Below are 22,103 nucleotides of genomic sequence, written 5' to 3'. Positions count from 1 at the left end.
ATTTCATCAAAGCTTATTTACCTTTTTTACTTGTCTTATATAGGGTTTTGTATTGCACCAACCAACTTAATTAGAAATAAATTAAAGTCTTGGTTATTAACGGCAGAAGAATATGATTTTACAGATATCAAGGAAGGAACTAGATTACATCTAAACGAGTCACCCCTTGAGCCCCCTAAGTTCATAATCGAAGCCGTGAAAAACTATCTTGATAAAGGAAATAGATATCAACACCCTGACTTAATTAGAAGATATAGAGAGCTTGCTGCAGAGTACGCTAAGGTAGAATTGGATAACATTTACCCTTCAGTAGGAGCAGATGGGTCTTTAAGGGCAGTGTTCTATAACTTGTTAGAGCCTGGAGATCTGGTAGTTACTAATTTCCCTTCCTATAGTATGTACTCAGTTTACACAAAAGCTAGGGGAGCTAGAATCGTTAGAGTAGATTTAATAGAAGATAAAGAGTGGTGGAGAATGAACCTTGAAAAAGTTTTGGAACTAGCTAAGAATGCGGAACTGGTAGTGATAGATGATCCAAACAACCCTACGGGTTCACCAATGCTTGGAGGAAAAAAAGATTTAGTAGCTCAATTAGCTGAAAACACTAAAGGTTTTGTGTTAATTGACGAAGCATATCATGAATTTGCCAACTATACTGTATCTCCTTTAATATACGAATATCCAAATCTTTTGGTAGTCAGAACTCTAAGTAAGGCTTTTTCCTTGGCATCGTTTAGGTTAGGTTACCTTATTGCTAATGAAGAAATAGTCAAAGCTTTAATGAAGACTGCTACACCGTTTGATATACCTTTACCATCTTTAATAGCTGGTATTGAAGCACTTCAAAATTACTCTTATGTGAAAGAAGTAGTAGAAATGATAAATAGAAATAAAGAAATATTATACAATAATTTAAAGAAAATGAATCTAAAAGTTTATAGATCGTTAGCTAACTTCCTCCTTGTTAGAGATAAGAGAGATTTGTGGAAAATGCTGATCAAGCACGGAATTGCTATAAGGAAACTATATGACGATTTTTACAGAATATCTGTAGGTACGGAAGAGCAGTGTAATATGTTAATAGAAAAATTGGGTGGGGAACTTGAAAATAGCAATACCAAATAAGGGAAGACTTCAACAGCCAACTCTTCAATTTTTACAATCAGTTGGAATAAAACCCTCTGCAAGTGACGATAGGGCATTGATAGTTCCGACAAGTTGGGAGGGAGTTCAACTAGTAATGGTAAGAACGGAAGACATTCCAAGTATTGTTGAGAGTGGAGCATCAGAATTAGGAGTGACAGGTCATGATTATGTAGTGGAGAGCAATGCCAGCGTAGAGGAATTAATAAAATTAGACTTTGGACGATCTAAAATAGTCTTAGCTATTCCTCAAGTATGGAGAGAAGAGTCAGTTGAAGAATTAAGAAAAAAAGATTTGAGAATCGCAACGAAATATTATAATATAGCTAAAGAATATGTAAATAAAAAGGAATTAAATGCTAAAATAGTTAAGATAAGCGGAGCAGCTGAAGTGATGCCATCATTAGGTGCTGCTGATGCTATTATAGACGTTATGAGTACCGGCACTACACTTAAGTTACATGGATTAAAGCCAATAGATGTTGTAATGGAATCTTATGCTACAGTAATAGGGAACAGAAATTGGATGAAAAGTGATGAAGCTGAGAGGATTAACTTAGTTCTTACAATGATGAAGGGGGCTCTATCAGCAAAGGGTAAAAAGATGATCTTTATGAACGTACCTGACGATAAACTGAATCTAGTGATAACTTCATTACCTGCTATGTTAGCGCCTGCGATATCTAGACTCAGCAGGGCTGATATGTGGGAAGTGATTACAGTAGCCGATGAAAACGAGTTACCAGAATTAATCGCTAAGGTAAAAGTTGCTGGAGCAAGAGATATTGTCGTAATAGATATAGAGAAGGTGATAAAGTAAATGATTAAGGTATTACCAAGCATTGATATAAGTGAAGGAAAAGCAGTGAAAAGAATCAGGGGCGTAAAAGGTACTGGTCTGATTCTAGGCGATCCGGTAAAAATAGCATATAACATATATGAAGAAGGATATGACTCTATACATGTAATTGATTTGGACTCGGCAGAAGGTGTTGGAAGTAATGAGGAATATATTAAGGATATTTGCAAAATAGGTTTTAAGTGGATTCAGGTAGGTGGTGGCATCAGAAGCCTCGATAGAGCGAAAAAGCTAATTTCATTAGGAGTTTCCGCAATAATACTTTCCACATTACCATTTATAAATTTTAAGGAATTTAAACACATACTCGATGAGATTGGTGAGAATAAAGTTCTAGTATCTATAGATTATGATAACGATAGGAAAATTTTGATTAAAGGTTGGAAGGAGAGGAGTATTAATGCCGAACAAGCTATAGAAACTATAAATAGTCTTAATGTATTAGGAATAATACTAACATATATAACCAATGAGGGAACGGCTAAAGGTGTTGATCATAAAGTTAAAACTTTAGTTGATAAAATAAAGGGAATAAGAGAATACGCAGGAGGAGTCTCCTCACTTTCTGATATACAGTTTTTAGGAAGCATTGGTTTTAATTATGTGATAGTTGGCATGGCTTTCTATCTAAATAAATTGAGGGAAGGTAGACTTGGCGAGGATATCTAATCGAGTAAGGGAAACTAAGGAGACTAGGATTGAAATCTTTCTTGATATAGATAAGAGAGGAGAAATTAAAGTATCTACTCCAATTCCTTTCTTCAATCATATGCTCTCAACTTTATTCACTTATATGAACTGTACCGCCACAGTTAACGCCATAGATAAGTTACCATATGACGATCATCACATAATAGAAGATGTTGCAATTACATTAGGTAAAGCATTAGAAGAGGCGTTAGGAGATAAGAGAGGAATAAAGAGGTTTTCTCACGCTATAGTTCCAATGGATGAGGCGTTAATATTAGTTTCAATAGATATCTCTAGCAGAGGTATGGCATCTGTGAATCTTGATCTAAAGAGGGAGGAAATAGGTGGTATGGCGATAGAAAACGTATTTCACTTCTTTCAATCCTTTGCTTATAATAGCGGGATTACCTTACATATCATGCAATTAAATGGTTTTAATACACATCACATCATTGAAGCCTCGTTCAAAGGATTGGGGATGACATTATATGACGCAACTAGGATTATCGATAACGAAATAAGGAGCACAAAGGGAGTATTATGACAGCTAAAAGAATTATAGCTTGTTTAGATGTAAAAGATGGGAAAGTAGTAAAAGGAATTAATTTCCTAAATTTAAAGCTTAAGGGAGATCCAGTTGAGTTAGCGAGCAGATATGAAGAAGAAGGTGCTGATGAGATAGTGTTTCTAGACATAACCGCAACAATAGAGGGAAGAAAGACATTTTATAAGGTAATAAAGGATACTGCAAGCGTTTTATCAATTCCGCTAACCGTAGGAGGAGGTGTTAGAACTCTAGATGATATCTCTACAGCTCTAAGTTCAGGTGCTGATAAGGTTAGTATAAATACTGCAGCTGTAGAAAATAAAATGATAATAAGGCAAGGAGCTATGGAGTTTGGTTCACAAGCTATTGTAGTAGCTATTGATGGTAAAAAAGTCGGAGACAAGTGGTTAGTTTTTACAAAATCTGGTACTTACAATACAAATATTGATGTTATTAGATGGGCTAGAGAAGTTAATGAATTAGGAGCTGGAGAAATTTTACTTACCAGCATTGACAGGGATGGCACTAGATTAGGATACGACATAGAATTAACTAAGAAGGTAGTGGAAGAAGTTAACGTTCCAGTTATAGCCAGTGGAGGAGCAGGTAAGCTTGAACATTTCTATGAAGTTTTTTCTATAGCTAATGTTGATGCTGCGTTAGCTGCAGGAATATTTCATGATGGAATAGTTAGAATTAAGGAACTTAAGAAATATTTGAGAAATAAAGGTGTAGAGGTAAGAATATGATCCACCATTCTTTACCACAAAGAAGACCGAACGACTTCAGTAATGTTATTCCAACTGTAAAAGAGATAATACAGAAAGTGAAAGAGAAGGGAGACTCAGCACTTTATGAACTCACCGAGAAATTCGATAAGGTAAAAGTAAATAGTATAAAGGTTAGTCCTAAAGAGTTAGAAGATCAAGCATCAAGACTAGACGAAAAAGTAGTCAAAGCGTTAGACCTTATTTACGATCAGATAAGAGCATTTCATGAAACTACAGTTCCTCCCAACATAGGCGGGGGCTTAAGAGGTATAAGCTTTGGAATATTGTGGAAGAGCATAGAGAGGATAGGAATTTATGTCCCAGGGGGAAGACACTCCTATCCATCTACTTTATTAATGGCTGGGGTACCTGCTGAAGTCGCGGGAGTCAAAGAAATATACTTTGCTTCACCTCCAAACCCTAAAGGCGAAATTGATCCTGCATTGGCTTACGTTGCGCTTAAATTAAAAATAAAAGAAGCATATAAGATAGGTGGAGCTCAAGCGATAGCGGCTTTAGCATATGGTACTGAGTCAGTTAGAAAGGTTGACAAGATAGTTGGACCAGGTAACATTTATGTCCAGGCTGCTAAGTATTTAGTAAGTAGTGAGGTAGGTATAGACGGCATTGAAGGACCAACGGAATTAGTTATTATTGCCGACGAAAGTGCAGATCCAATCAATGTCTATTTTGATATGCTTGCGCAAGCTGAACATGGCAGTAATACCTTCATCGTATTACTATCTCATTCAGATGAACTGATAAGTAAAATCAATGAAAAATTGGTAAGTGAAAATTATAGTAATATAAACGACTATTATATCATAAAAACGAAAGATTTAGAAGAATCTATACAAATCGCTAATCAGATTGCCCCCGAACACTTGTCATTATATGTTAAAAACTATGATGTAGTGGTTAATGAGATTTATAACGCTGGAGCTATTAGCTTAGGAAACACTCCACCAGCCTTAATTGACTATTCAGCAGGACCTAATCACATATTACCAACTAATGAATGGGCAAGAATAAGAGGAGGAGTTACAGTTTATGACTATCTTAAACCGATAATGTATGCAAATTCTATAGAGCCATATAAGGAGATAATTGAGGCTTCAATGATATTAGCCAATTATGAGGGTTTTGTTATACATGGAAAGAGTATAGGTGTTAGGTATGGCAAATGATCAAATTATCAATGAATTGTATAGAGTAATAGTGGATAGAATAGAAAAGAAGCCTAATAATAGCTACACTGTTGAAATTGTGAGCAAGGGTAAGGGATATGTGGCTAGGAAAGTAGGAGAAGAATCTGTCGAAGTAATTGTAGCATCCTTAGCGGAAAGTAGAGAGAGGTTTATAAGTGAGATTGCGGACTTGATTTACCATTTACTGGTCTTAATGGCAATGGAAGGAGTGACCCCAGATGAGGTATATGAAGAGTTAGAGAGGAGGAGAAAATGAAGGCTTTAGTAATAAATTATGGTGTAGGTAATCTTTATAGTATATCTTCAGCGTTAAAGAGGCTAGGATTTGACGTAGAAATAAGAAATGAACCGCTAAAGGGTTATGACATTATCGTACTTCCCGGTGTAGGTGCATTTTCTGCCGTATCAAGTTTTATATCCAAATATAATGATCTTCTAAATGACTTAAGGAAATCTGGTAATATCTTTCTAGGTGTATGTTTAGGTATGCAAATTATGTTTGAGAAGGGTACGGAAGGTGGAGAAAGTAAAGGGTTAGGGTGGTTTAGAGGTGTTGTAGACAAGATTAAGGCTGACGTTAAACTACCACATATTGGCTGGGATTTGGTTTATAAAGCCAATGAAGGCTGTGAGCTATCAGAAGGTTTGGAGGGTAAATACGTTTATTATGTTCACAGTTATGTTGCCTATACTCCAGATAGTGAAAAAATATACATGAAAAGTAAGTATGGTGTAGAATATCCAGCGTTAATCTGTGATAGAAACGTTGTAGGGACCCAATTTCACCCTGAAAAAAGTAGCGAAACGGGAAGAATATTTTTAAAAAACCTTAAAAGGTGGGTAAAACGTTAAAATTAAAAAGTGAAGATATAAATAAGATTATTTCAACACTAAATTTTAGACATGAGGATAATACAGTAATTGCTGTAGTACAAGATTATAATACAAACGAGGTTCTAATGGTAGGTAATATGAACAAGGAAGCCGTGATAAAGACGTTAACTACTGGATATCTCCATTTCTGGTCATTAAGCAGGAAAAAGTTATGGCTGAAGGGGGAAACTAGCGGAAACTACCAGATAGTTAAGGAAATAAGAGTAGACTGTGACGCTGATGCTTTGCTTTTTAAAGTTAAATCTTTAGGTCCTATTTGCCATACTGGTAATCGTACTTGTTTCTTTAGAGACTATAGTCAACTATAGATAGTAAGAGTTAAAATTTACTTTAACATAGTTAAAGAATATGAGTACAAAACAACAAGATGTCAATAAGGAGGAGTGGAAGAAAAAGATAATAGATGCATTAAAGGACGTTTACGATCCAGAGATACCGGTAGACATAGTAAACCTAGGATTAATTTATGATTTAAAGATCAGTGATGATGGAGATATTTACTTAAGATTGGGACTAACTGCCCCTGGTTGCCCAGTTATAGATGATTTAATTTACACTGTTGAGCAGGTTATAAAGGAGACTGTTCCAGCTAAAAGCGTTGAAGTTGATATCGATTTAGATACCCAATGGACTCCATTAAAAATGACTCCAGAGGGAAGGGAGAAATTTAAACAACTATATGGTTACGATATCGTAGAGATGTGGGTCCAAACTTATGGACTACCTGCTGATGAACAGAAGTCATAAAATGGTTTAGTAGATTACTTATTTAATGTCTTGGAGCATATTAGAGCTTTTGCGCAAAAATCCTGATGAGTTAAAAAATAATTTGAAAAAGAGATTTGTAGATGTTTCTTTAATCGATAAAGCTGTAGAACTAGATAAAAAGTGGAGAACCGTATTACAAGAAGTGGAGAAATTAAGACATCAACATAATCTCTTAAGTTCTCAAATCTCTAAATTATCTGGAGAGGAAAGGAAAAAGAAAATAGAAGAAACTAGGCAACTACTGAAAGTACTTGAGGAAAAGGAAAAAGAATTAGAAAACATCGAAAGAGAGAGGGATGAAATGCTATCCTCTTTGCCCAATTTGGTAGCAGAAGATGTTCCCATAGGTCCAGATGAAACTTACAGTATTCCAATAAAGTTCTGGGGTAAATTTAAAGTATATGAAAAGGATTTAGAAGCCTTCTTAGCACAAACTAAGAACGCAAATGTAGAGTATGAAATAATTAAATGGAAACCAAAAGGTCATGCTGAAATGCTTGAGGACGTATTACATTTAGGGAATACGTTAAAGGCATCTGAAATTGCGGGATCTAGATTCTACTATCTTTTTAATGACATAGTTTGGCTTGATTTTGCTTTACTGCTTTTTGCAATAGACTTCATGACTCAACAAGGTTATACACTAGTCTTACCCCCTTACATGTTAAGAGGAGACGTGATAAAGTCAGTAATTGATCTAGATACCTTTAAAGACGCAATATATAAGATAGAAAATGAGGACTTATACCTTATAGCTACTGCAGAACACGCAATAGCTGCCATGTTCTATAAGGAAGAGATCGAGGCAGAAAAACTACCCTTAAAATTCGTTGGAATAAGTCCAGCATTTAGAAAGGAAGCTGGAGCTGCAAATAAGGATTTGAAAGGAATATTCAGAGTCCATCAATTTCATAAGGTTGAGCAATTTATCTTTTCGAACCCTCAAGAGAGTTGGAAATATCATGCAGAATTGATCTCTAATTCTGAAAATCTGTTTCAACAGCTTGAATTGCCATACAGAATAATAAACATAGCTTCTGGTGATTTAGGAGGATGTGCTGCTAAAAAGTTTGATCTCGAGGTTTGGATGCCAGCCCAAGCAAAATTCAGAGAAATGGTAAGTTGCAGTAATTGTACAGATTGGCAGGCTTTTAGGATGAAGATAAGATACGTAGATAGGAAAAACAATGTTAAAGGATACGTGCATACTTTGAATAGTACAGCTATAGCAAGCACTAGGACTATAACAGCTATACTAGAAAACTATCAAAGAGAGGATGGAGTAGTGGAAGTTCCTAAAGCTTTAAGAAAATATCTTGAAGTCTTCCCAAGTGCTCCTAAGGAGTATATTTACCCGTTAAAAAAGAAGATAATATAGATTATTTCTTTAACTGAGTTTCTAGCCAAGCTTCTACTTGTCTCATTTTCTTCTTAGCAAATCTTAAGAACAGTTTCAATGCGAATCTAACTGGCATATAAATAGGACTTTTCATGTAGAAGGAATCTATTATGTTTTCAGCCCAGTAGACATCATGCCAGAACACTTTTCTGTATAACTCTATGTGAGCCTCGCTTAATTTTACTCTCGTGAACCAATCTCTGTTCTTAAAGTAACCCATAGGCACGAAGAACATAGGTACTAGAATACTTCTATATGGTCTCAAATTATCAACAAGCTCAATTGTTCTGTAGACATCATCCTCAGACTCCTCAGGTAGTCCAACTATCATTGTACCAGCGGGTATTATGTGATTTTCGTGCATTATCTTAAAAGCCTCTTCGACCGTCTCTGGATATTCTTCTGGCTTATATGGGGCGGATTTTGCAGGCATTATTTCTTTAGCTAATTTTACTGATCCAGTTTCCACTCCTACCTCTACTCCTAAGTAATTCTGATTTCCATCTTCAAATATTATTTCCCTTAACTTACTGATTAGACCATACTTCTCTTCTGAGTATCTTATCGCTGCTAGGCTTGCATGACTCCAAGCAATTGTCTTATAATAGTTTTTAACGAGAGTGTGAAGCTTAATCAATGGCTCTGGTCTAGGATATATACCTACTGCACCATAGAAAAGCACATCATCACTATGTATTACACCATGCCTTATTCCTGCCTTAACATTTACTTGAAGTTCTTTCTCTATTTTCTCTAGGGGATAATATCTAGTTGGCCTTATTGTGACTGAGCAGAATCTGCAAGACCTTGCACATCCTCTCATTATTTCAATCATACCATTTACACTGCCTCCCTTAATTTCCGGTATATCATCAATATCTGGTACATCATCTCCGCTCACGTACATATATTTCGGCAAAGGTTCGTTATCAAGAATCATTTGGGCAAGTTTAACTATTACTTTTTCTCCTTCTCCATCAACTAAGGTGTCAACACCTACTTTTTCAATCATGTCCTCCCTCCATAACCATTGCCAAGTTGATGGACCGCCAACAAGGATTTTCATTCCTCTTTTCTTAGCCTCTTGGATTTCTGGCTTATTTATCAATGCTTGGAAGCTCTTATAGTTTACAGGCTCCTTTTTTGTAATTCCCCACCAAGTTGAAGAAGGTGGTCCAAATGCGAAATAATCATGATGAGATAGAAGTAATGCCTTAGCATATTTTAGATGTCTATCTAGATGGTCAGGGTCAATTATAGCAGCTTTAAATCCCTCATCAATTAACTTAGCCTCTATTTTTCTCATTCCATAAGGGGCTTCTTTAGGTCTTCCTAAATCATCTACACCTATTTTAGGACATGCTAACCATTTCCAAACACTCTCTGGTAAGCCAACTGCTGGACCGGTTGCTAAGAAACCTAAAAATTCTTTTCCATGATGGTTAGTCATTAGGCATCTGTCTGTCGTTATTATGAAATCAAACGTTTGATCCAAAAAAGTCACCTTTTATTTTCCTTATCTTGATCTTATATATAAACCCTTTTTATAAAAGTTGTAGTAATTTCCTAATATTTCTCTTCAGGTCTTCTGAAGAATTACTCCTATCTAGGTCCTTAGCGTCATCAATCTTTGGAGACCATTTTTCGCCATTAGGTAAATTGACTGATATTAGAGAAGTGTAAATGTATATAGTTTCTCCTTTCTCATTTCTTGCCTCTTCAATTATTACTTCTGATCTTCCAAATTTTGTCTTATATTTTGATGAAATTTCACTTATCTTCATTACTTTAGTTATAAGAAAGATGGCTAATATAAGATTTACTCTTCTCCACTTTCCTCTTCATTACCTTCAAATTCTTCCCTTAATAATTCTAAACCTACTTCCTTGTAATACTCCTCTCTCTCCTGTTGCAATTCTTCACTCAAATTCCTTCCCTCCTTGTCACTTACTATTGACGTTGTTAGCACTCTATTACTTTTATCCCTACTCTCCTTTACACTATATTCTTTCTTTTCCTTCTCGCTCAATAACATCTCATATCCGCACTTTGTGCACCTTAACATTTCCTTACCATCCTTCTTAGTCGGAATCATTAATCCTCCACATTTAGGACAAAACTTCATAATTCTAAATAATGCCTTAAAATGGTATAAAAAGTTTTGCTTAGAATATTCTTATCCTGGGATCCTCTTTTACAACATTGAGTACTATACTAGTATAAGTCCTTTCTATCTTAGGATTCTTTAGTAATTGTTTTAAGAAACTATCTAACTCTTCAACGCTTCTAAACTTAGCTATTATTACAACATCGTACTCCCCTACTACGTCGTATACCGCAATAACATTATCTGCATTAGCTATCTCTTTTTCGAACTCCACTAAATGTTTTCCATCTACCTTAGCCATAATAATACTAGTTAGTGCAAAACCTAGTTTAGAGTAGTCAAGCAATGCGACAAAACTCCTAATTATACCTTCTTGAACCATTCTGGTCATTCTATTATGTAATGTTGCTGGTGAAACGTTCATCTCTTCTGCAAGTCTCCTAAGGCTAGTCCTAGCATCTCTAGTTAGTTCAATTAATAACCTTCTATCTATTGCATCTAGATCTGGAATGCGTTTTTTACTATCAGACATCTCAATATAAAGTTAACTGACATGTTAAAAAATTTTCATTACAACCCGAATTCTTCATATCAACTTTATTTGAGATATACCATTTAGTATAAGCTGAACTCCAAAGGCAGCTATTATAATTGCCATAAATCTTCCGGCAGCTACAGTACCCGTATTGCCTAGTACTCTGATTATAACAGGACCTAGTAACAGTGACAGATAAACTAGAAGAGACGCTAATAAACTACCTACTATTAACACGATAACGTTATTGTTAACCGATAACGTAATTAGAGCCGTCATAGTACCCGGACCTACAATTAACGGGGTAGCAATAGGTGTTACAATTGCCTCTTCAATTCTGCTAGATAGAAATTTCAATTGCTGAAACCCACCCAAAGTATCGACTCCGAGATATACTAATACTATACCTCCCCCTATTTCTAGTGCTGACGTACTAATTCCTAGAAAAGCCAAGAGAGGACCACCTAAAATCGAGAAAAAAATCAAAAGAGCTACTACTGCGATAGATATCTTATTCACTAAAAAATTCCAACCTACCTTAGTTTGCGAATTACGATTAAACTCCTCGTACAATGCTATGAGATATGGTAATATTGAAAGAGGATCCATGATCGCATATAACTTAAATGCAATTTCAGGTATTGCAATAATGTTAATCATTCTAGTAAACCAAGAATATCTTTTAGATTTTGAATTTTCTCATTTTGATCTCGTGTTGTTAAGGCTATTAATAACTTACTGATTATGAGATAAAGTTTCGATATTTCCTTCTTACAATCCTCTGCTGTTTTACTAAGCTCATCTACTTTTCCCTGCATGCTCTGTAAGTTGAGGTAAAGCTCACTTAATAATTCCTCAACTCCATGTTCGTGCTCATGCTGATGGTGTGTCTCTTCAACCTCTCTTTGAATTTCTTCCATGTCTTTATCATTTTTCGGTATTTTATCTATTCTAAACTTGACCATTTTCTTCTCCCTCCTCATCTGACTCAGTAGTATCCACGTTCTTAACGTTTGACATATCGTTCTGAGTTATAATATACTTTCCCACACCTAACCTCAAATAATGTTTGATAACCGTGGAGATCTTACCTGCTGCTCTTAAAGGAATGCAATCTGTTTCTACTTCCTCGTTGGTATCAGTTATCCCTACTACCTTTGCCATCTTTTTTTCTTCATCACAGTATTCCAGTTTAACCTCCTTAAGTCTGCCTAAAAACACGAGAGTTTCCAAATCTCTACCTTTCATTACCGGCCTTACCATTTATTTCTTCACTGAAATACCTATCAGATCCTCAATTTTTAAACCCTTTTCAACTAAGTATTTAGTTATATTATCCCTTATCTCATCAATGATTTTAAACCCCCTCTCTATTAAGACGGTACCTAATCCAACTAGTTTAGCTCCTACTGCTAACATACCAATAACATCAGTCCAATCGAATACTCCTCCAATCCCAATAATATCGGCATCATACTCTTCATAAACTTCCTTAATTATCCTTAAAGCTATAGGATAGAGACACCTACCGGATACTCCACCAGTTCCATAACTTAATATGGGCTTGAAAGTCTCTATATCGATCAATAAACCTTTGATAGTGTTTATCAACGTTAATCCATCGGCACCTTTTTCCAATGCTTTTCCGGCTAGCTCAACTACGTTGTCCCATGGTCCTAGTTTTATGAATAACGGCTTATTAGCTATACTTTTTGCATTCTCGACTATTTGACCTACATATTTTGCCAAAGATTCTCCGTAACCTTTCCTATTAGGACTACTTACATTAACCTCTAACATACTTGCAATATCTTTTACTGCTTCAATGACCTTAACTATCTCGTCAATAGAAGAGCCACCAACACTCACTATTAGTGGACATGACATTTTACTCATCTCATTTATTTTATAAGCTCCAGGATTACCTAGGCCAATAGCGTTCACGTAAATACCGTCGTGTAGTTTAATTAAAGTAGGAGGTTTATGTGGCTCCAATGGGTTTAGCGTTACGGTCTTAGTTGTTATAGCAGATGGCTTATATTTTTCACAGATTTCTCCAATATATTTTGGAATATCCGGCAAAATACCAGAAGCTACTATCAGAGGATCGTAAAAACTTATACCTTTAATTTGAATCATGCCATATCACTAAATGGATTTATTCCCTTTATCGGAAATACTTCTCCTTGATAATTACTTACCTTACCTTGTACAATAGTCATGTATACTGAAGCCTCTAAGGGAAAGTTATCTAAAGGAGTCTCAGTAACTTTAGAATATTTAGTTGAATATCTCCAATGTTTAAATTCAATTATAGTAAAATTAGCGTAATTTCCCTCTTTAATCTCGCCATAAGGTAAGCCTAAAATCTTTGCAGGATTAATTGATATTACCCTTACTGCGTCGTCTAGGCTTAGTATATCCTTTTTTACCAACGAAAAAAGGAAGGGAACAGTGAACGAAACTAGGGCTACTCCAGGTGGACAGATTTCGTACGGATAAGATTTCTCAAAGTTAGCATGAGGGGCATGATCGCTGACTATAGCATCAACTTCATATAATCCTTGCAATAGTTGTAATCTTTCTGTGATGCTCCTAATTGGTGGATTGACCTTATTAATACAATTCTTTTCATCAGTTAATAGAATATGATGCGGGGTAAGATCAACGGTGAAACCCATCTTCTTCGCTAACCTTATCGTATCTATGTTTGTTGCATGAGTTATATGGATCCTTTGATATTTTTCTAAGTAAAATAAAGCCCCTATTTCATACCATCTGTTAAGTCTTAACCTCCTATTCCCCCTTAATGCTATAGGTACTTCTGGATGAAGTATCTTCAACTTCTTAGACTTTAATACTTCGTAAGTTTCTTCCTTTTCTAGATCTTCTGGAAATATCTTATAACCTCCTACTGGAGATTTGTCAACTTTTTCAAATTCTTTCGTAACTCCAGAGTAGATTACATAATCCACTCTTGAATAATACTCGAATTCTTTAAGTTTAGAATTTATAGTTTCTACATTATTTATATAGGGGATAGTATTAGGCATATCTCCAACAAGTGTTATTCCGCCATATGATGCCTCACTAGTGCCAGACACAACGTCTTCCTTATATGCCATCTTTAGACCCCTTATATGAGTATGTAGATCAATTGCGCCGGGTAATAGCAATGTGCCTTGAGGTAATGAAATGTCTGGCTTACAAGTTGGTTTTATTCCCTTAATTTTTCTATCAAACTCTACACATATATTTTTCACTTCACTGTTTATGTATGCTTTTCCACTAATCCACAATTTCATCAAGCCTCATAAATGGACCTTTTATACAAGCTAAGTTGCCCTTTACCTCACATACTCCACACACTCCAAGCATACAGTTCATTTTCACCCACCTCACATAAACCATAGTCTTCTCTTTTGGCAATTTAATCATTGATAAATCTTGAAAGGGAACCGAAACTAAGAATAAATCCGCCTCAAGCTCACTAGGTTCTTCGTAGTTTAGTTTACAATTTATACACTTAGCGTAAACCTTTATTCCTTGCAACTTAGCCATTTTTAAGGGATAAATTAAATCGTGATAATACTCCCCTTTAGCAATACCTATTACTTTCTTAACATTTCTTAGGTTAATTGGATTTCCTAATGGTCCTTTTATCAATATTCTCCTACCTATCTTGTTAAATAATCGTTCAGACTCGATGTATAACTTAAGTATGTTTCTTTCATGATCGTAATCTCCAACTCCTAGCGGTATTTCATTTTCATTGGGAATGATTAGACTGACAAATTGACCTGCTTCAGGATATTTATCAAAATTTATGGTAACTTTATATATATTTCCATCTCTTATTTTCTCCAAAACATCGTAGTACTTCATAGTATCTGCCTTAGCACATCCTCTTCAGTGATATATGTTTCGCAGTATTGACACTTGAGCTTTAGCGGTTTTACAGAGATAGTTAAAAACTTACTTTCAGCTTCTACATCATTATTCGTTATACATTGGGGATTAGGACATTTAACTATACCTTTAACGATCTTTGGCAGCTGCATCTTTCTCTTCTCAACTACATTATAATTTCGAATTATGTTAATAGTTGCGAAGGGAGCAATAAGTGTGATTAAGCTAGCCTCCTTCTCATCTATTTCCCTGTCTTCAATCTTAACTATATCCTTTCTACCTATTTTTTTACTTTCTACATTCATAACTAGAGCTATTCTAAATCCTTCATTTCCCTTTATTCCTAAGATTCTTAACACTGAAAGTGCCCTTCCTGCAGGTATATGATCAATTACTGTACCATTCTTTATCTTACTTACAATTAATTCATTTCCCTTAGTCGGACTTATCATTCCTCATCCCTCATTAAATATCTTATACAGTAAACCCATTCTAACTGGTACGCCTAATGAGGCTTGATAAAAGTATTTAGCTTGTGCCAGCTTATCCACTTTTCTATCTATTTCATTGACTCTTGGCAATGGATGAAGAATAATGCTTCCCTTTTTCATGAATTCTACTAGCTTCGTGTCAACAACATAGCTCTCTTTAACTTTCTCATATTCAACTTCATCCACAAATCTCTCTTTCTGGATACGTGTAACATATAATACATCAATTTCTTGTATAACGTCGTACGGGTTCTCAACTTCAATTGTCTGGTAATTTAATTCCTCTACTATTTCTTTTCTAGCCTTAAGTTGAGGCGGGGAAATCAGAAAGACTCTCTTAGGCTTAAATCTAGTTAAGGCTCTTAATAAGCTATTTACCGTTCTAGCATACTTTAAGTCGCCCAATAATCCAAAGTTTAAATTGTCAATTGTATTAAACACCTTATAAACTGTATAAAGGTCTATAATGGCCTGTGTAGGATGTTCATGCTTTCCATCTCCGGCATTTATTATTGGTACTTCACTTATCTCGCTCGCAAATAGTGAGGCTCCATCAAATTTATGTCTCATTATAATACAGTCAGAGTAATTATTTAACATTCTTACAGTATCAGCTAGATTTTCACCTTTAGCTACAGATGTAGATTCTTCTGAACTAAAGCCAATTACGTTCGCTCCTAATTTAATTCCTGCTGTTTGAAAACTTTGAGCCGTTCTCGTACTAGGCTCGAAAAAAGCTAAAGCTAATACTTTTCCCTCCAAATGCGTCAGCTTGCCTTTAACGTTAGCGAATTTGTCGGCGTATTCAAAGATACTAAAATAGTCCTCTCTCTTTAAATCAAGAGAGGATATAATATGTCTTAATTTCACAAAAGCCCTAGATAGTAATTAGAGGAGAAGTAATTTAAACTCTTTTTCCGAGAATTCTCCCGATGAATTTCGCAGATGTACTGTTTGAAAAGAAAATGCTATTAATTGGAAATTTCGTGCTAACATCAGGGAAGGTCAGTCCTTATTATTTAGATTTAAGATCACTACCAAGCCATTCAGAGTTTTATGACGTTGTAAAATTAGCATTAGAAAAGGTTAAACAGTTACCACATGACATGATAGTAGGAATTGCTACTGGAGGTGTACCTTTAGCCTCCTTCATAGCTTGTAACCTTAGAGAACCCATGGGATACATAAGAATAGAAAAGAAAGGCCATGGGGCTAATAAATTGTTAGAAGTTGATGTAAGAGGAAAGAGGGTACTACTAATAGATGATGTAGCTACCACTGGTCTGTCCTTAGAGAAGGCTTCAGTGGAGATATTAAATCAAGGAGGAAAAGTAACTGACGCATTAGTTATAATCGATAGACAAGAAGGAGCATCAAGAAGATTAGCCAAGATAGGTATTACACTTCATTCACTTTTTAAAATTTCGGAAATTCTCAATGATCTGTTAAAGACCAATAAGATTGAGGAGACCGAGAGAAAAACTATAATGGAATATTTGGTGAAAAACGTTGAAAAATAAAATAATCTTGGCTCTAGACAAACACATCCCCAGAGAAGTTTTACTAGAGATTTCAAACGAAATTCATGGAATAAAGATAGGATTACCCTTTGTCTTAGATGTGGGATTAATTAAATTGAAAGAAATCCTAAACGATATAAAACTTGAAGAAATTATAATAGATTTCAAATTAGCAGATATAGGGTTCGTGATGAAGCAAATAGTTGAAAGGTTAAGCTTCGCTGACGCATTTATAGCTCATTCTTTTGTAGGGATCGAGGGCGCATTAGACGAGTTAAAGACGTTCCTAGACTCACAGAGGAAGAACTTATATCTGGTTGCAGCCATGTCACATAGAGGATGGAATAATGAGTTTAATAATTATATAAAGCAGATAATACAGAAAATTGAACCTAAAGGTATAGTAGTCGGAGCGACTAGGCTTGATACAATAAGAGAATTTAGATTTATGTTCCCTAAAATAACTATAATTTCTCCAGGGGTTGGTACGCAAGGAGCTAACTATGGTGATGCAATTTGTGCCGGTGGAGATTATGAAATAGTTGGAAGAAGCGTCTATAATTCTCCAGATCCAATTAATGAAATAAGAAAGATCAACGAAATTATTCGTAATAAGGTGATGAGTTGTTAAAGAAGAGTTCATCGGAAAGGACGAGAGTAGCGAAAAAATAGCAAAACTTTATGGACTTACTAAGGTAGCAGAGGATATTCATGAAGAATTTGATATTATTCCTTTCACTGATTTTAATTATTTATATGTAAGAAGTAATGTAGAAATAGAACACTCACTAGTTAAGATTGGCAATAATTATAATCTCAGTTATTTTTCGATTTACGATGAAGTCCTAAAAGTATATATGAAATTTCTGAAGGAAGTTATGATGAATTATGCTAAAAGGACTATTTCTTCCGATATAGAGTATATGAACATAATTCTTGAGGATGGTTCATATTACATCTTAGAAGGCGATGAACGTAAGGTCAACGTACCGTTTCCTAAAGGTATAGCTACTTCACACACACACCCCGGAATCTGCTTATTTTCGTATAAAGATCTAGAAACAGCCGATTCCTTGTTTAGTATAGGTTATGTAATAGTTTCAGTTATGAACACTGAATGTATATCATCTCTATATAGGCGCGGAGTTTACACTTTTGAGGATAAGTTATCTCTAAAGGGAACTTCAAATAAATTGAAAAAAGCTAGAACTATGAACGATGTAATTTCAATATATAAAAACTTATCATTTCAGAACTTAAAATTCGTTACTTACCAGATTTAGCTAACATATCTATTGTTGCCTCTGCTATATCTGAGGAGTACCTGGCTATTCTCCTCAAAGACTCGATTACCATAGAAGTTGATGTTACAATTTTTGGACTATCATTACTCTTTATTGCACTCTCTTGCATCTCTGCAAGCTGTTTAAAGATATTAATATTTGAAATTAGATCATGTGAGACATCTTTCTTTCCGTTTAGGAAAGCATTCATTGAAGTCTTATAGGTATCAAGAATATTATATCCTAAATTTGTTAATTCATCTTTTTTGCTAAACTTACTAACGTCTTCAGCTAAAGTGGCAATTCTGTCTGCATGATCCGCCACTCTTTCTATGACCTTAGCTACGGAATAGATATCTACAAGTTGAGCTATATTATAACCTTCAGATTCTAATATACTTAGCATATTCACAGAGAGTGTTAATTGTCTAGCTATATAGAAGAAAAACCTGTCTACCTCATCATCCCTACCAGCTATTTCTTTAGCTAATTCAATATCAGCTAGTCTTATCGACTCCAAAGAGTCTCTTAACATGTTAAATGATATTGTAAATGCCCTAGACATGGCTTTCTTAATTGGTAATTCCTTTTCGTCTACGAGGAACTGTATGGATATAGTATTAGCATCCTCTTCAACAACTTCTGCCCCTAATAATCTTCTCCTTATTTCATCTTTTATTAACATCCTCACAGAAGTAGTCATCTTAGGACAAGAGAATATCACTGAGGAATATCCTGCCATGTAGTGTGCAATAAACTCTCTAATGATTGCTTCAGCAGAAATTTTTTCACAATTTAGAATTTTTCTAAGCTCATTCTGATCACGAGTGTTATTTACTTTAGGCACAATTACTAATCTCATATCTTTATCTTGAACTATTTCAACCTCATCTCCATTCCTTAAAGAAAGTGCTTTAATCCACTCTTTTGGCAGTGAGACTATATAGGTTGATCCTCCAGTTAGCTGAATCTTCCTGGTTATTGATTTACTTGACATAATCTATATAGATCTATGTATTTACTTCATAATAAATTTCTCTTTTCTCCTTCAATTCAGCTATTTTCTTCGCTTCTTCAATAACGCCCTTCGCATCTTCTTTGCTTCTGATCTTAATATCTTTAGGCACATCGATACTTTCGAAAAAGTCTTCGTAAATACCGTCTAATAGTATCGAAATTTCAGGCAGACTACCTATTTCATCTTTGAGCGACTTTATTGCCTCTACTACAGCAGGAGCATCGTTTACTATATAGCCTATATAAATTATTGTCTCAACTTTTATTTCTAATAACTCTAACATCACATCAATAGTCACTAAATAATTCAATACTTTTTCCAATATCTCCGATTCTCTTAGTAACATTTTTGATAAATGAGGAAATCTAGAGACATTTACAAGCGAAGAATTATTGTACATTTCTATCTTTCCTTTTATACCATTCATTAAGCTTCTTACTTTATTTCTAGCAATTCTTATGTTAATGATGAGCTCAGCGAGAGTCTTAGCTTTCCTCTTCACAATGTACTTATTATATGAATTAAGGCTTAAAAGGGATTTGCTATCTATTTTTTATTCATAATTTTTCTTCTTTCCTCTTTTTCTAGATCGTCCAGAATAAATTTGTAAGTCTTATAGAAAGAAGTAAGTTTATATGGGATACCATAGCCGTCGGCTTCTTTGTACACAACATGGTTCTGAATTAAAACTTCGAGGTGATGAATAACTGTTTTATAGTCAATATTTAAAGCTGTAGATATTTGATTTGGGTTTAACGATTTATCTTCAAGTAATCTGACGATTTTTAGCCTAGTCAATCCTCCACGAGAAGAAAAAAACAAAAATTTAAACAGTTTCCTAACTTCCTTTACCTCTTTCTCATTCATTATTCAGAAGTAATTGTGAGTCAACTAGTTTATATTCTTCACTACAATTCTTAACGGTTGGATAACAATTTTCAAACCATAGGATAACCTTGCGAAAAGTTTAAAACATTCTTCTCTAATAAAAATCTTTTCATTAAAAAACATGAAAACTATTTAATTCAAGAATTAACATAAAATGAACTTATGTCAAATTAAAACTGAGATTTAAGAGGGTGAAAAACTAAAAGGGAAATATAGTTCTGTACCTCTCCCTTAAAATGCATATCTTTTTAGTCCCACGGAAGGTGATGTGAAGGCAACTCCACCAGAGAGATAGGGGTAAAACGGTTGAAGATGTTCCGTGGTTTATTACTAATCGAATAGACCGGTTAAGTAATCTCACCGCTTAATAACTATGAAGCAATAAAGGCGAGATAAACCTATAAACAGCCATGAGAGAGAGCCCTTTAAGGTGAAAAACGAGATTAATATCTGATAGTTGAAGCCTTTTCCCTCTTAAGGATATACTCTTTAAGCTTTTTTAACACAGCTACAAGATCCTCATCTTCTGTATAGCATTTTTCATTTAAGGCTAGATATTCAATTTCTGTGTAAACGCCATACTTTCCATGTATATCACCTAACGGGATAGAAAGGTCTAGATAATCCTTTATAAACTCTATATGTCCACATTTAGCTATAATCTGCAAAATACCTAAATCCACTAACCTTTTACGACCGTTCTTACCTACTAAAATCACCCTAGTTCCAACCCTTATTTCATCAAGTTCTAAGAACTCTTTAGCGTCATTAATCTCATTTTCGCCTACTTCAATTACAGACTCTTCGCTCAGTAGGTATTTTTTTATCACATCCCTTAGACTCACAACTTTATTATCTAAAATTTACAGAGTTAAATAAGTTGCTGGCGTGGGAAGAGTTAAGGAAGAAAGCTATAGAGAGGATATATCATGATAGGGAAATAGGATATTTAGATCCAGACATCTGGGATTTCTTAATGGCATTTTATAATTACAGCGAGAAAATTTTCACACAAAGTAGCTGTAGTGGAAGAGTCACAATTGTTGATGCTGAAGTGCCTTGGGATAGGAAAAATTCTTCAGTAATATATAAGAACCACATGGGAATTTCCCTGGAAGACCTTAAAGCTGTCATCAGTAAAGGTCAAGTAAGTAGACTTTGGTTAATAGTACAAGGTCCAATAGTACATGTATATGCTAAGGATATGGACACCGCATGGAATGTTTTACAAATAGCTAGAAACGCGGGATTTAAACATAGCGGAATCTTAGTATCTAACTATAAGGGAATCTTATTAGAGTTGAGAACGGGTGTAAGAATGACGCATTTATTAAAAAATAAAGTAGATGAGAAAGTGGAGAATTTATCTGGTTTAGTTGAAGTAGCTAATGAAGTTTTAAGAAAAGGTAAAGAGAAAATGATAAGACTGACAGAGGCTCTTTCATCTAATTCCAAGAATCCTATGGAATTGAGGAAGAATCCTAAATTGGAGACCTTTTGACAGTAAAACTTCTGTTATCTCTGAAATTGCGTCAATGTAATCTTGTCTATTCCCATCGGGTTGTAAAATTACCTTCTCTGGATTAATTGCTTGAGACTCTACAAATTTCACTACCTCATCTATGTCTTTATGAGGATAAACTATTACAAACTTGTAATATGTGGCCCAATCGTCATCCTTAAAGTTATAGTTAATATTGTGTCCAGAATTACTTAACTTTGGCGAGACCGAAAATACGTCAACAAGCTTCCTTAGTTTTTCTGAAGGCTTTATAGTGCCATTAGTCTCGATTACTATCTTATGACCTAACCTACCCTTTAGTACTTCTGCTAATGGTTCTAAGTTTTGGAGTAATGGTTCACCACCGGTTATTGTGGTCAACTTTATTCTATTGTCTAATCTAGCTACAATTTCATCAATATCCATTAAAGTTCCCACACTCCAAGAATACTTAGTATCACACCAAACACATCTCAGATTACAAGTAGCTAACCTTATGAAGTTAGATGGTCTACCAATTACCTCTCCTTCCCCTTGAATCGAGGTAAATATCTCAATTACTCTGTATTTCAT

At 34.9% G+C, this 22,103-nt stretch carries 32 protein-coding genes; 15 read left to right on the top strand and 17 right to left on the bottom strand.

The window, feature by feature from the left end:
• From hisC to serS, 11 genes are read left to right on the top strand one after another with little or no spacing between them, the layout of a single operon-like run.
• Entirely contained in the window at positions 1–1,125 is a 1,125-nt protein-coding gene (gene hisC / locus BFU36_RS03060) for a histidinol-phosphate transaminase (protein ID WP_069282200.1), read from the top strand.
• On the top strand, positions 1,103–1,963 hold the full coding sequence (hisG, locus tag BFU36_RS03055) for an ATP phosphoribosyltransferase (RefSeq protein ID WP_069282198.1): 861 nt from the start codon (positions 1,103–1,105) through the stop codon (positions 1,961–1,963). The genes hisC and hisG overlap by 23 nt, the downstream gene beginning before the upstream one ends.
• Positions 1,964–2,671 carry a 1-(5-phosphoribosyl)-5-((5-phosphoribosylamino)methylideneamino)imidazole-4-carboxamide isomerase gene (hisA, locus tag BFU36_RS03050; protein ID WP_069282197.1) on the top strand — a complete coding sequence of 236 codons (708 nt, stop codon included), beginning with the start codon at positions 1,964–1,966 and terminating at the stop codon, positions 2,669–2,671. It abuts the gene before it with no gap.
• Positions 2,655–3,236, top strand: a complete 582-nt coding sequence (gene hisBd / locus BFU36_RS03045; protein ID WP_069282196.1) for an imidazoleglycerol-phosphate dehydratase — start codon at positions 2,655–2,657, stop codon at positions 3,234–3,236. The genes hisA and hisBd overlap by 17 nt, the downstream gene beginning before the upstream one ends.
• Positions 3,233–3,988 (top strand): imidazole glycerol phosphate synthase subunit HisF, encoded by a 756-nt coding sequence (hisF, locus tag BFU36_RS03040; protein ID WP_069282195.1) that lies wholly within the window; start codon positions 3,233–3,235, stop codon positions 3,986–3,988. Before hisBd ends, hisF begins: the two co-directional genes overlap by 4 nt.
• The gene (gene hisD / locus BFU36_RS03035) at positions 3,985–5,196 is read left to right on the top strand and encodes a histidinol dehydrogenase (RefSeq protein WP_069282193.1); all 1,212 of its coding nucleotides are present in this window, start codon (positions 3,985–3,987) and stop codon (positions 5,194–5,196) included. The genes hisF and hisD overlap by 4 nt, the downstream gene beginning before the upstream one ends.
• The gene (gene hisE / locus BFU36_RS03030; RefSeq protein WP_069282191.1) at positions 5,186–5,473 is read left to right on the top strand and encodes a phosphoribosyl-ATP diphosphatase; all 288 of its coding nucleotides are present in this window, start codon (positions 5,186–5,188) and stop codon (positions 5,471–5,473) included. Before hisD ends, hisE begins: the two co-directional genes overlap by 11 nt.
• The gene (hisH, locus tag BFU36_RS03025; RefSeq protein ID WP_069282189.1) at positions 5,470–6,069 is read left to right on the top strand and encodes an imidazole glycerol phosphate synthase subunit HisH; all 600 of its coding nucleotides are present in this window, start codon (positions 5,470–5,472) and stop codon (positions 6,067–6,069) included. The genes hisE and hisH overlap by 4 nt, the downstream gene beginning before the upstream one ends.
• Complete coding sequence (gene hisI / locus BFU36_RS03020; RefSeq protein WP_069282187.1) at positions 6,054–6,419, top strand: phosphoribosyl-AMP cyclohydrolase; 366 nt, start codon at positions 6,054–6,056, stop codon at positions 6,417–6,419. The genes hisH and hisI overlap by 16 nt, the downstream gene beginning before the upstream one ends.
• 40 nt (positions 6,420–6,459) lie before the next feature.
• A complete protein-coding gene (locus BFU36_RS03015; protein WP_069282185.1) occupies positions 6,460–6,858 on the top strand; it encodes a metal-sulfur cluster assembly factor in 399 nt (132 codons plus the stop codon).
• Positions 6,859–6,883: 25 nt separating this feature from the next.
• Positions 6,884–8,257 carry a serine--tRNA ligase gene (serS, locus tag BFU36_RS03010; RefSeq protein ID WP_069282183.1) on the top strand — a complete coding sequence of 458 codons (1,374 nt, stop codon included), beginning with the start codon at positions 6,884–6,886 and terminating at the stop codon, positions 8,255–8,257.
• A 1-nt stretch (position 8,258) separates the two neighbouring features.
• On the opposite strand, the gene BFU36_RS03005 is transcribed toward serS, so the two are convergent.
• Genes BFU36_RS03005 through pyrB form a run of 12 tightly spaced genes read right to left on the bottom strand, consistent with a single transcriptional unit; the run spans position 8,259 to position 16,190 of the window.
• Positions 8,259–9,782, bottom strand: coding sequence for a radical SAM protein (locus BFU36_RS03005; protein ID WP_197490541.1), 1,524 nt, complete (start codon positions 9,780–9,782; stop codon positions 8,259–8,261).
• A 40-nt stretch (positions 9,783–9,822) separates the two neighbouring features.
• Complete coding sequence (locus BFU36_RS03000; RefSeq protein WP_069282179.1) at positions 9,823–10,062, bottom strand: hypothetical protein; 240 nt, start codon at positions 10,060–10,062, stop codon at positions 9,823–9,825.
• A 35-nt stretch (positions 10,063–10,097) separates the two neighbouring features.
• A complete protein-coding gene (locus tag BFU36_RS02995) occupies positions 10,098–10,403 on the bottom strand; it encodes an RPA12/RPB9/RPC11 RNA polymerase family protein (protein ID WP_069282177.1) in 306 nt (101 codons plus the stop codon).
• 40 nt (positions 10,404–10,443) lie between these two features.
• Positions 10,444–10,917, bottom strand: a complete 474-nt coding sequence (locus tag BFU36_RS02990; RefSeq protein ID WP_069282175.1) for an Lrp/AsnC family transcriptional regulator — start codon at positions 10,915–10,917, stop codon at positions 10,444–10,446.
• Between the two features lie 54 nt (positions 10,918–10,971).
• Entirely contained in the window at positions 10,972–11,580 is a 609-nt protein-coding gene (locus BFU36_RS02985) for a MarC family protein (protein ID WP_069282174.1), read from the bottom strand.
• Positions 11,577–11,885, bottom strand: coding sequence for a hypothetical protein (locus tag BFU36_RS02980; RefSeq protein WP_069284563.1), 309 nt, complete (start codon positions 11,883–11,885; stop codon positions 11,577–11,579). The genes BFU36_RS02985 and BFU36_RS02980 overlap by 4 nt, the downstream gene beginning before the upstream one ends.
• Entirely contained in the window at positions 11,872–12,183 is a 312-nt protein-coding gene (locus BFU36_RS02975) for a hypothetical protein (protein WP_069282172.1), read from the bottom strand. Before BFU36_RS02975 ends, BFU36_RS02980 begins: the two co-directional genes overlap by 14 nt.
• A complete protein-coding gene (gene pyrD, locus BFU36_RS02970; RefSeq protein WP_069282170.1) occupies positions 12,184–13,059 on the bottom strand; it encodes a dihydroorotate dehydrogenase PyrD in 876 nt (291 codons plus the stop codon).
• On the bottom strand, positions 13,056–14,225 hold the full coding sequence (gene pyrC, locus BFU36_RS02965) for a dihydroorotase (protein ID WP_069282168.1): 1,170 nt from the start codon (positions 14,223–14,225) through the stop codon (positions 13,056–13,058). Before pyrC ends, pyrD begins: the two co-directional genes overlap by 4 nt.
• Positions 14,209–14,805 carry a 2-polyprenylphenol hydroxylase gene (locus BFU36_RS02960; protein WP_069282167.1) on the bottom strand — a complete coding sequence of 199 codons (597 nt, stop codon included), beginning with the start codon at positions 14,803–14,805 and terminating at the stop codon, positions 14,209–14,211. The genes pyrC and BFU36_RS02960 overlap by 17 nt, the downstream gene beginning before the upstream one ends.
• Positions 14,802–15,281, bottom strand: coding sequence for an aspartate carbamoyltransferase regulatory subunit (gene pyrI, locus BFU36_RS02955; RefSeq protein ID WP_069282165.1), 480 nt, complete (start codon positions 15,279–15,281; stop codon positions 14,802–14,804). Before pyrI ends, BFU36_RS02960 begins: the two co-directional genes overlap by 4 nt.
• A gap of 3 nt (positions 15,282–15,284) precedes the next feature.
• Positions 15,285–16,190: an aspartate carbamoyltransferase gene (pyrB, locus tag BFU36_RS02950; RefSeq protein ID WP_069282163.1), complete on the bottom strand. Its 906-nt coding sequence runs from the start codon at positions 16,188–16,190 to the stop codon at positions 15,285–15,287.
• Positions 16,191–16,252: 62 nt separating this feature from the next.
• Between pyrB and pyrE the strand changes: the two genes are divergently transcribed.
• From pyrE to BFU36_RS02935, 3 genes are all read left to right on the top strand, one after another.
• Positions 16,253–16,840, top strand: a complete 588-nt coding sequence (gene pyrE / locus BFU36_RS02945) for an orotate phosphoribosyltransferase (RefSeq protein ID WP_069282161.1) — start codon at positions 16,253–16,255, stop codon at positions 16,838–16,840.
• On the top strand, positions 16,830–17,471 hold the full coding sequence (locus BFU36_RS02940) for an orotidine 5'-phosphate decarboxylase / HUMPS family protein (protein WP_069282160.1): 642 nt from the start codon (positions 16,830–16,832) through the stop codon (positions 17,469–17,471). Before pyrE ends, BFU36_RS02940 begins: the two co-directional genes overlap by 11 nt.
• Before the next feature lie 247 nt (positions 17,472–17,718).
• Positions 17,719–18,123, top strand: a complete 405-nt coding sequence (locus tag BFU36_RS02935) for a hypothetical protein (RefSeq protein ID WP_185957807.1) — start codon at positions 17,719–17,721, stop codon at positions 18,121–18,123.
• Here the strand turns inward: BFU36_RS02935 and BFU36_RS02930 are convergent.
• From BFU36_RS02930 to BFU36_RS02915, 4 genes are all read right to left on the bottom strand, one after another.
• A complete protein-coding gene (locus BFU36_RS02930; RefSeq protein ID WP_069282156.1) occupies positions 18,107–19,120 on the bottom strand; it encodes a phosphate uptake regulator PhoU in 1,014 nt (337 codons plus the stop codon). The two genes, BFU36_RS02935 and BFU36_RS02930, sit on opposite strands and share 17 nt — an antisense overlap.
• Before the next feature lie 13 nt (positions 19,121–19,133).
• Positions 19,134–19,643, bottom strand: a complete 510-nt coding sequence (cdvB3, locus tag BFU36_RS02925) for a cell division protein CdvB3 (RefSeq protein WP_069282154.1) — start codon at positions 19,641–19,643, stop codon at positions 19,134–19,136.
• A gap of 44 nt (positions 19,644–19,687) precedes the next feature.
• Positions 19,688–20,008, bottom strand: a complete 321-nt coding sequence (locus BFU36_RS02920) for a winged helix-turn-helix domain-containing protein (RefSeq protein WP_069282152.1) — start codon at positions 20,006–20,008, stop codon at positions 19,688–19,690.
• A gap of 464 nt (positions 20,009–20,472) precedes the next feature.
• Positions 20,473–20,874 (bottom strand): hypothetical protein, encoded by a 402-nt coding sequence (locus BFU36_RS02915; RefSeq protein WP_069282150.1) that lies wholly within the window; start codon positions 20,872–20,874, stop codon positions 20,473–20,475.
• Positions 20,875–20,909: 35 nt separating this feature from the next.
• Between BFU36_RS02915 and BFU36_RS02910 the strand changes: the two genes are divergently transcribed.
• On the top strand, positions 20,910–21,530 hold the full coding sequence (locus tag BFU36_RS02910; protein ID WP_069282148.1) for a tRNA-wybutosine modification methyltransferase TYW3: 621 nt from the start codon (positions 20,910–20,912) through the stop codon (positions 21,528–21,530).
• On the opposite strand, the gene BFU36_RS02905 is transcribed toward BFU36_RS02910, so the two are convergent.
• Positions 21,471–22,103: a 7-carboxy-7-deazaguanine synthase QueE gene (locus BFU36_RS02905; RefSeq protein WP_069282146.1), complete on the bottom strand. Its 633-nt coding sequence runs from the start codon at positions 22,101–22,103 to the stop codon at positions 21,471–21,473. The genes BFU36_RS02910 and BFU36_RS02905 overlap by 60 nt on opposite strands.

Source organism: Sulfolobus sp. A20 (genome assembly GCF_001719125.1).
GTDB lineage: Archaea > Thermoproteota > Thermoprotei_A > Sulfolobales > Sulfolobaceae > Saccharolobus.
The sequence above is the reverse complement of the archived record's forward strand: the minus strand, read 5'-3'. Positions and strand labels throughout refer to the sequence as shown.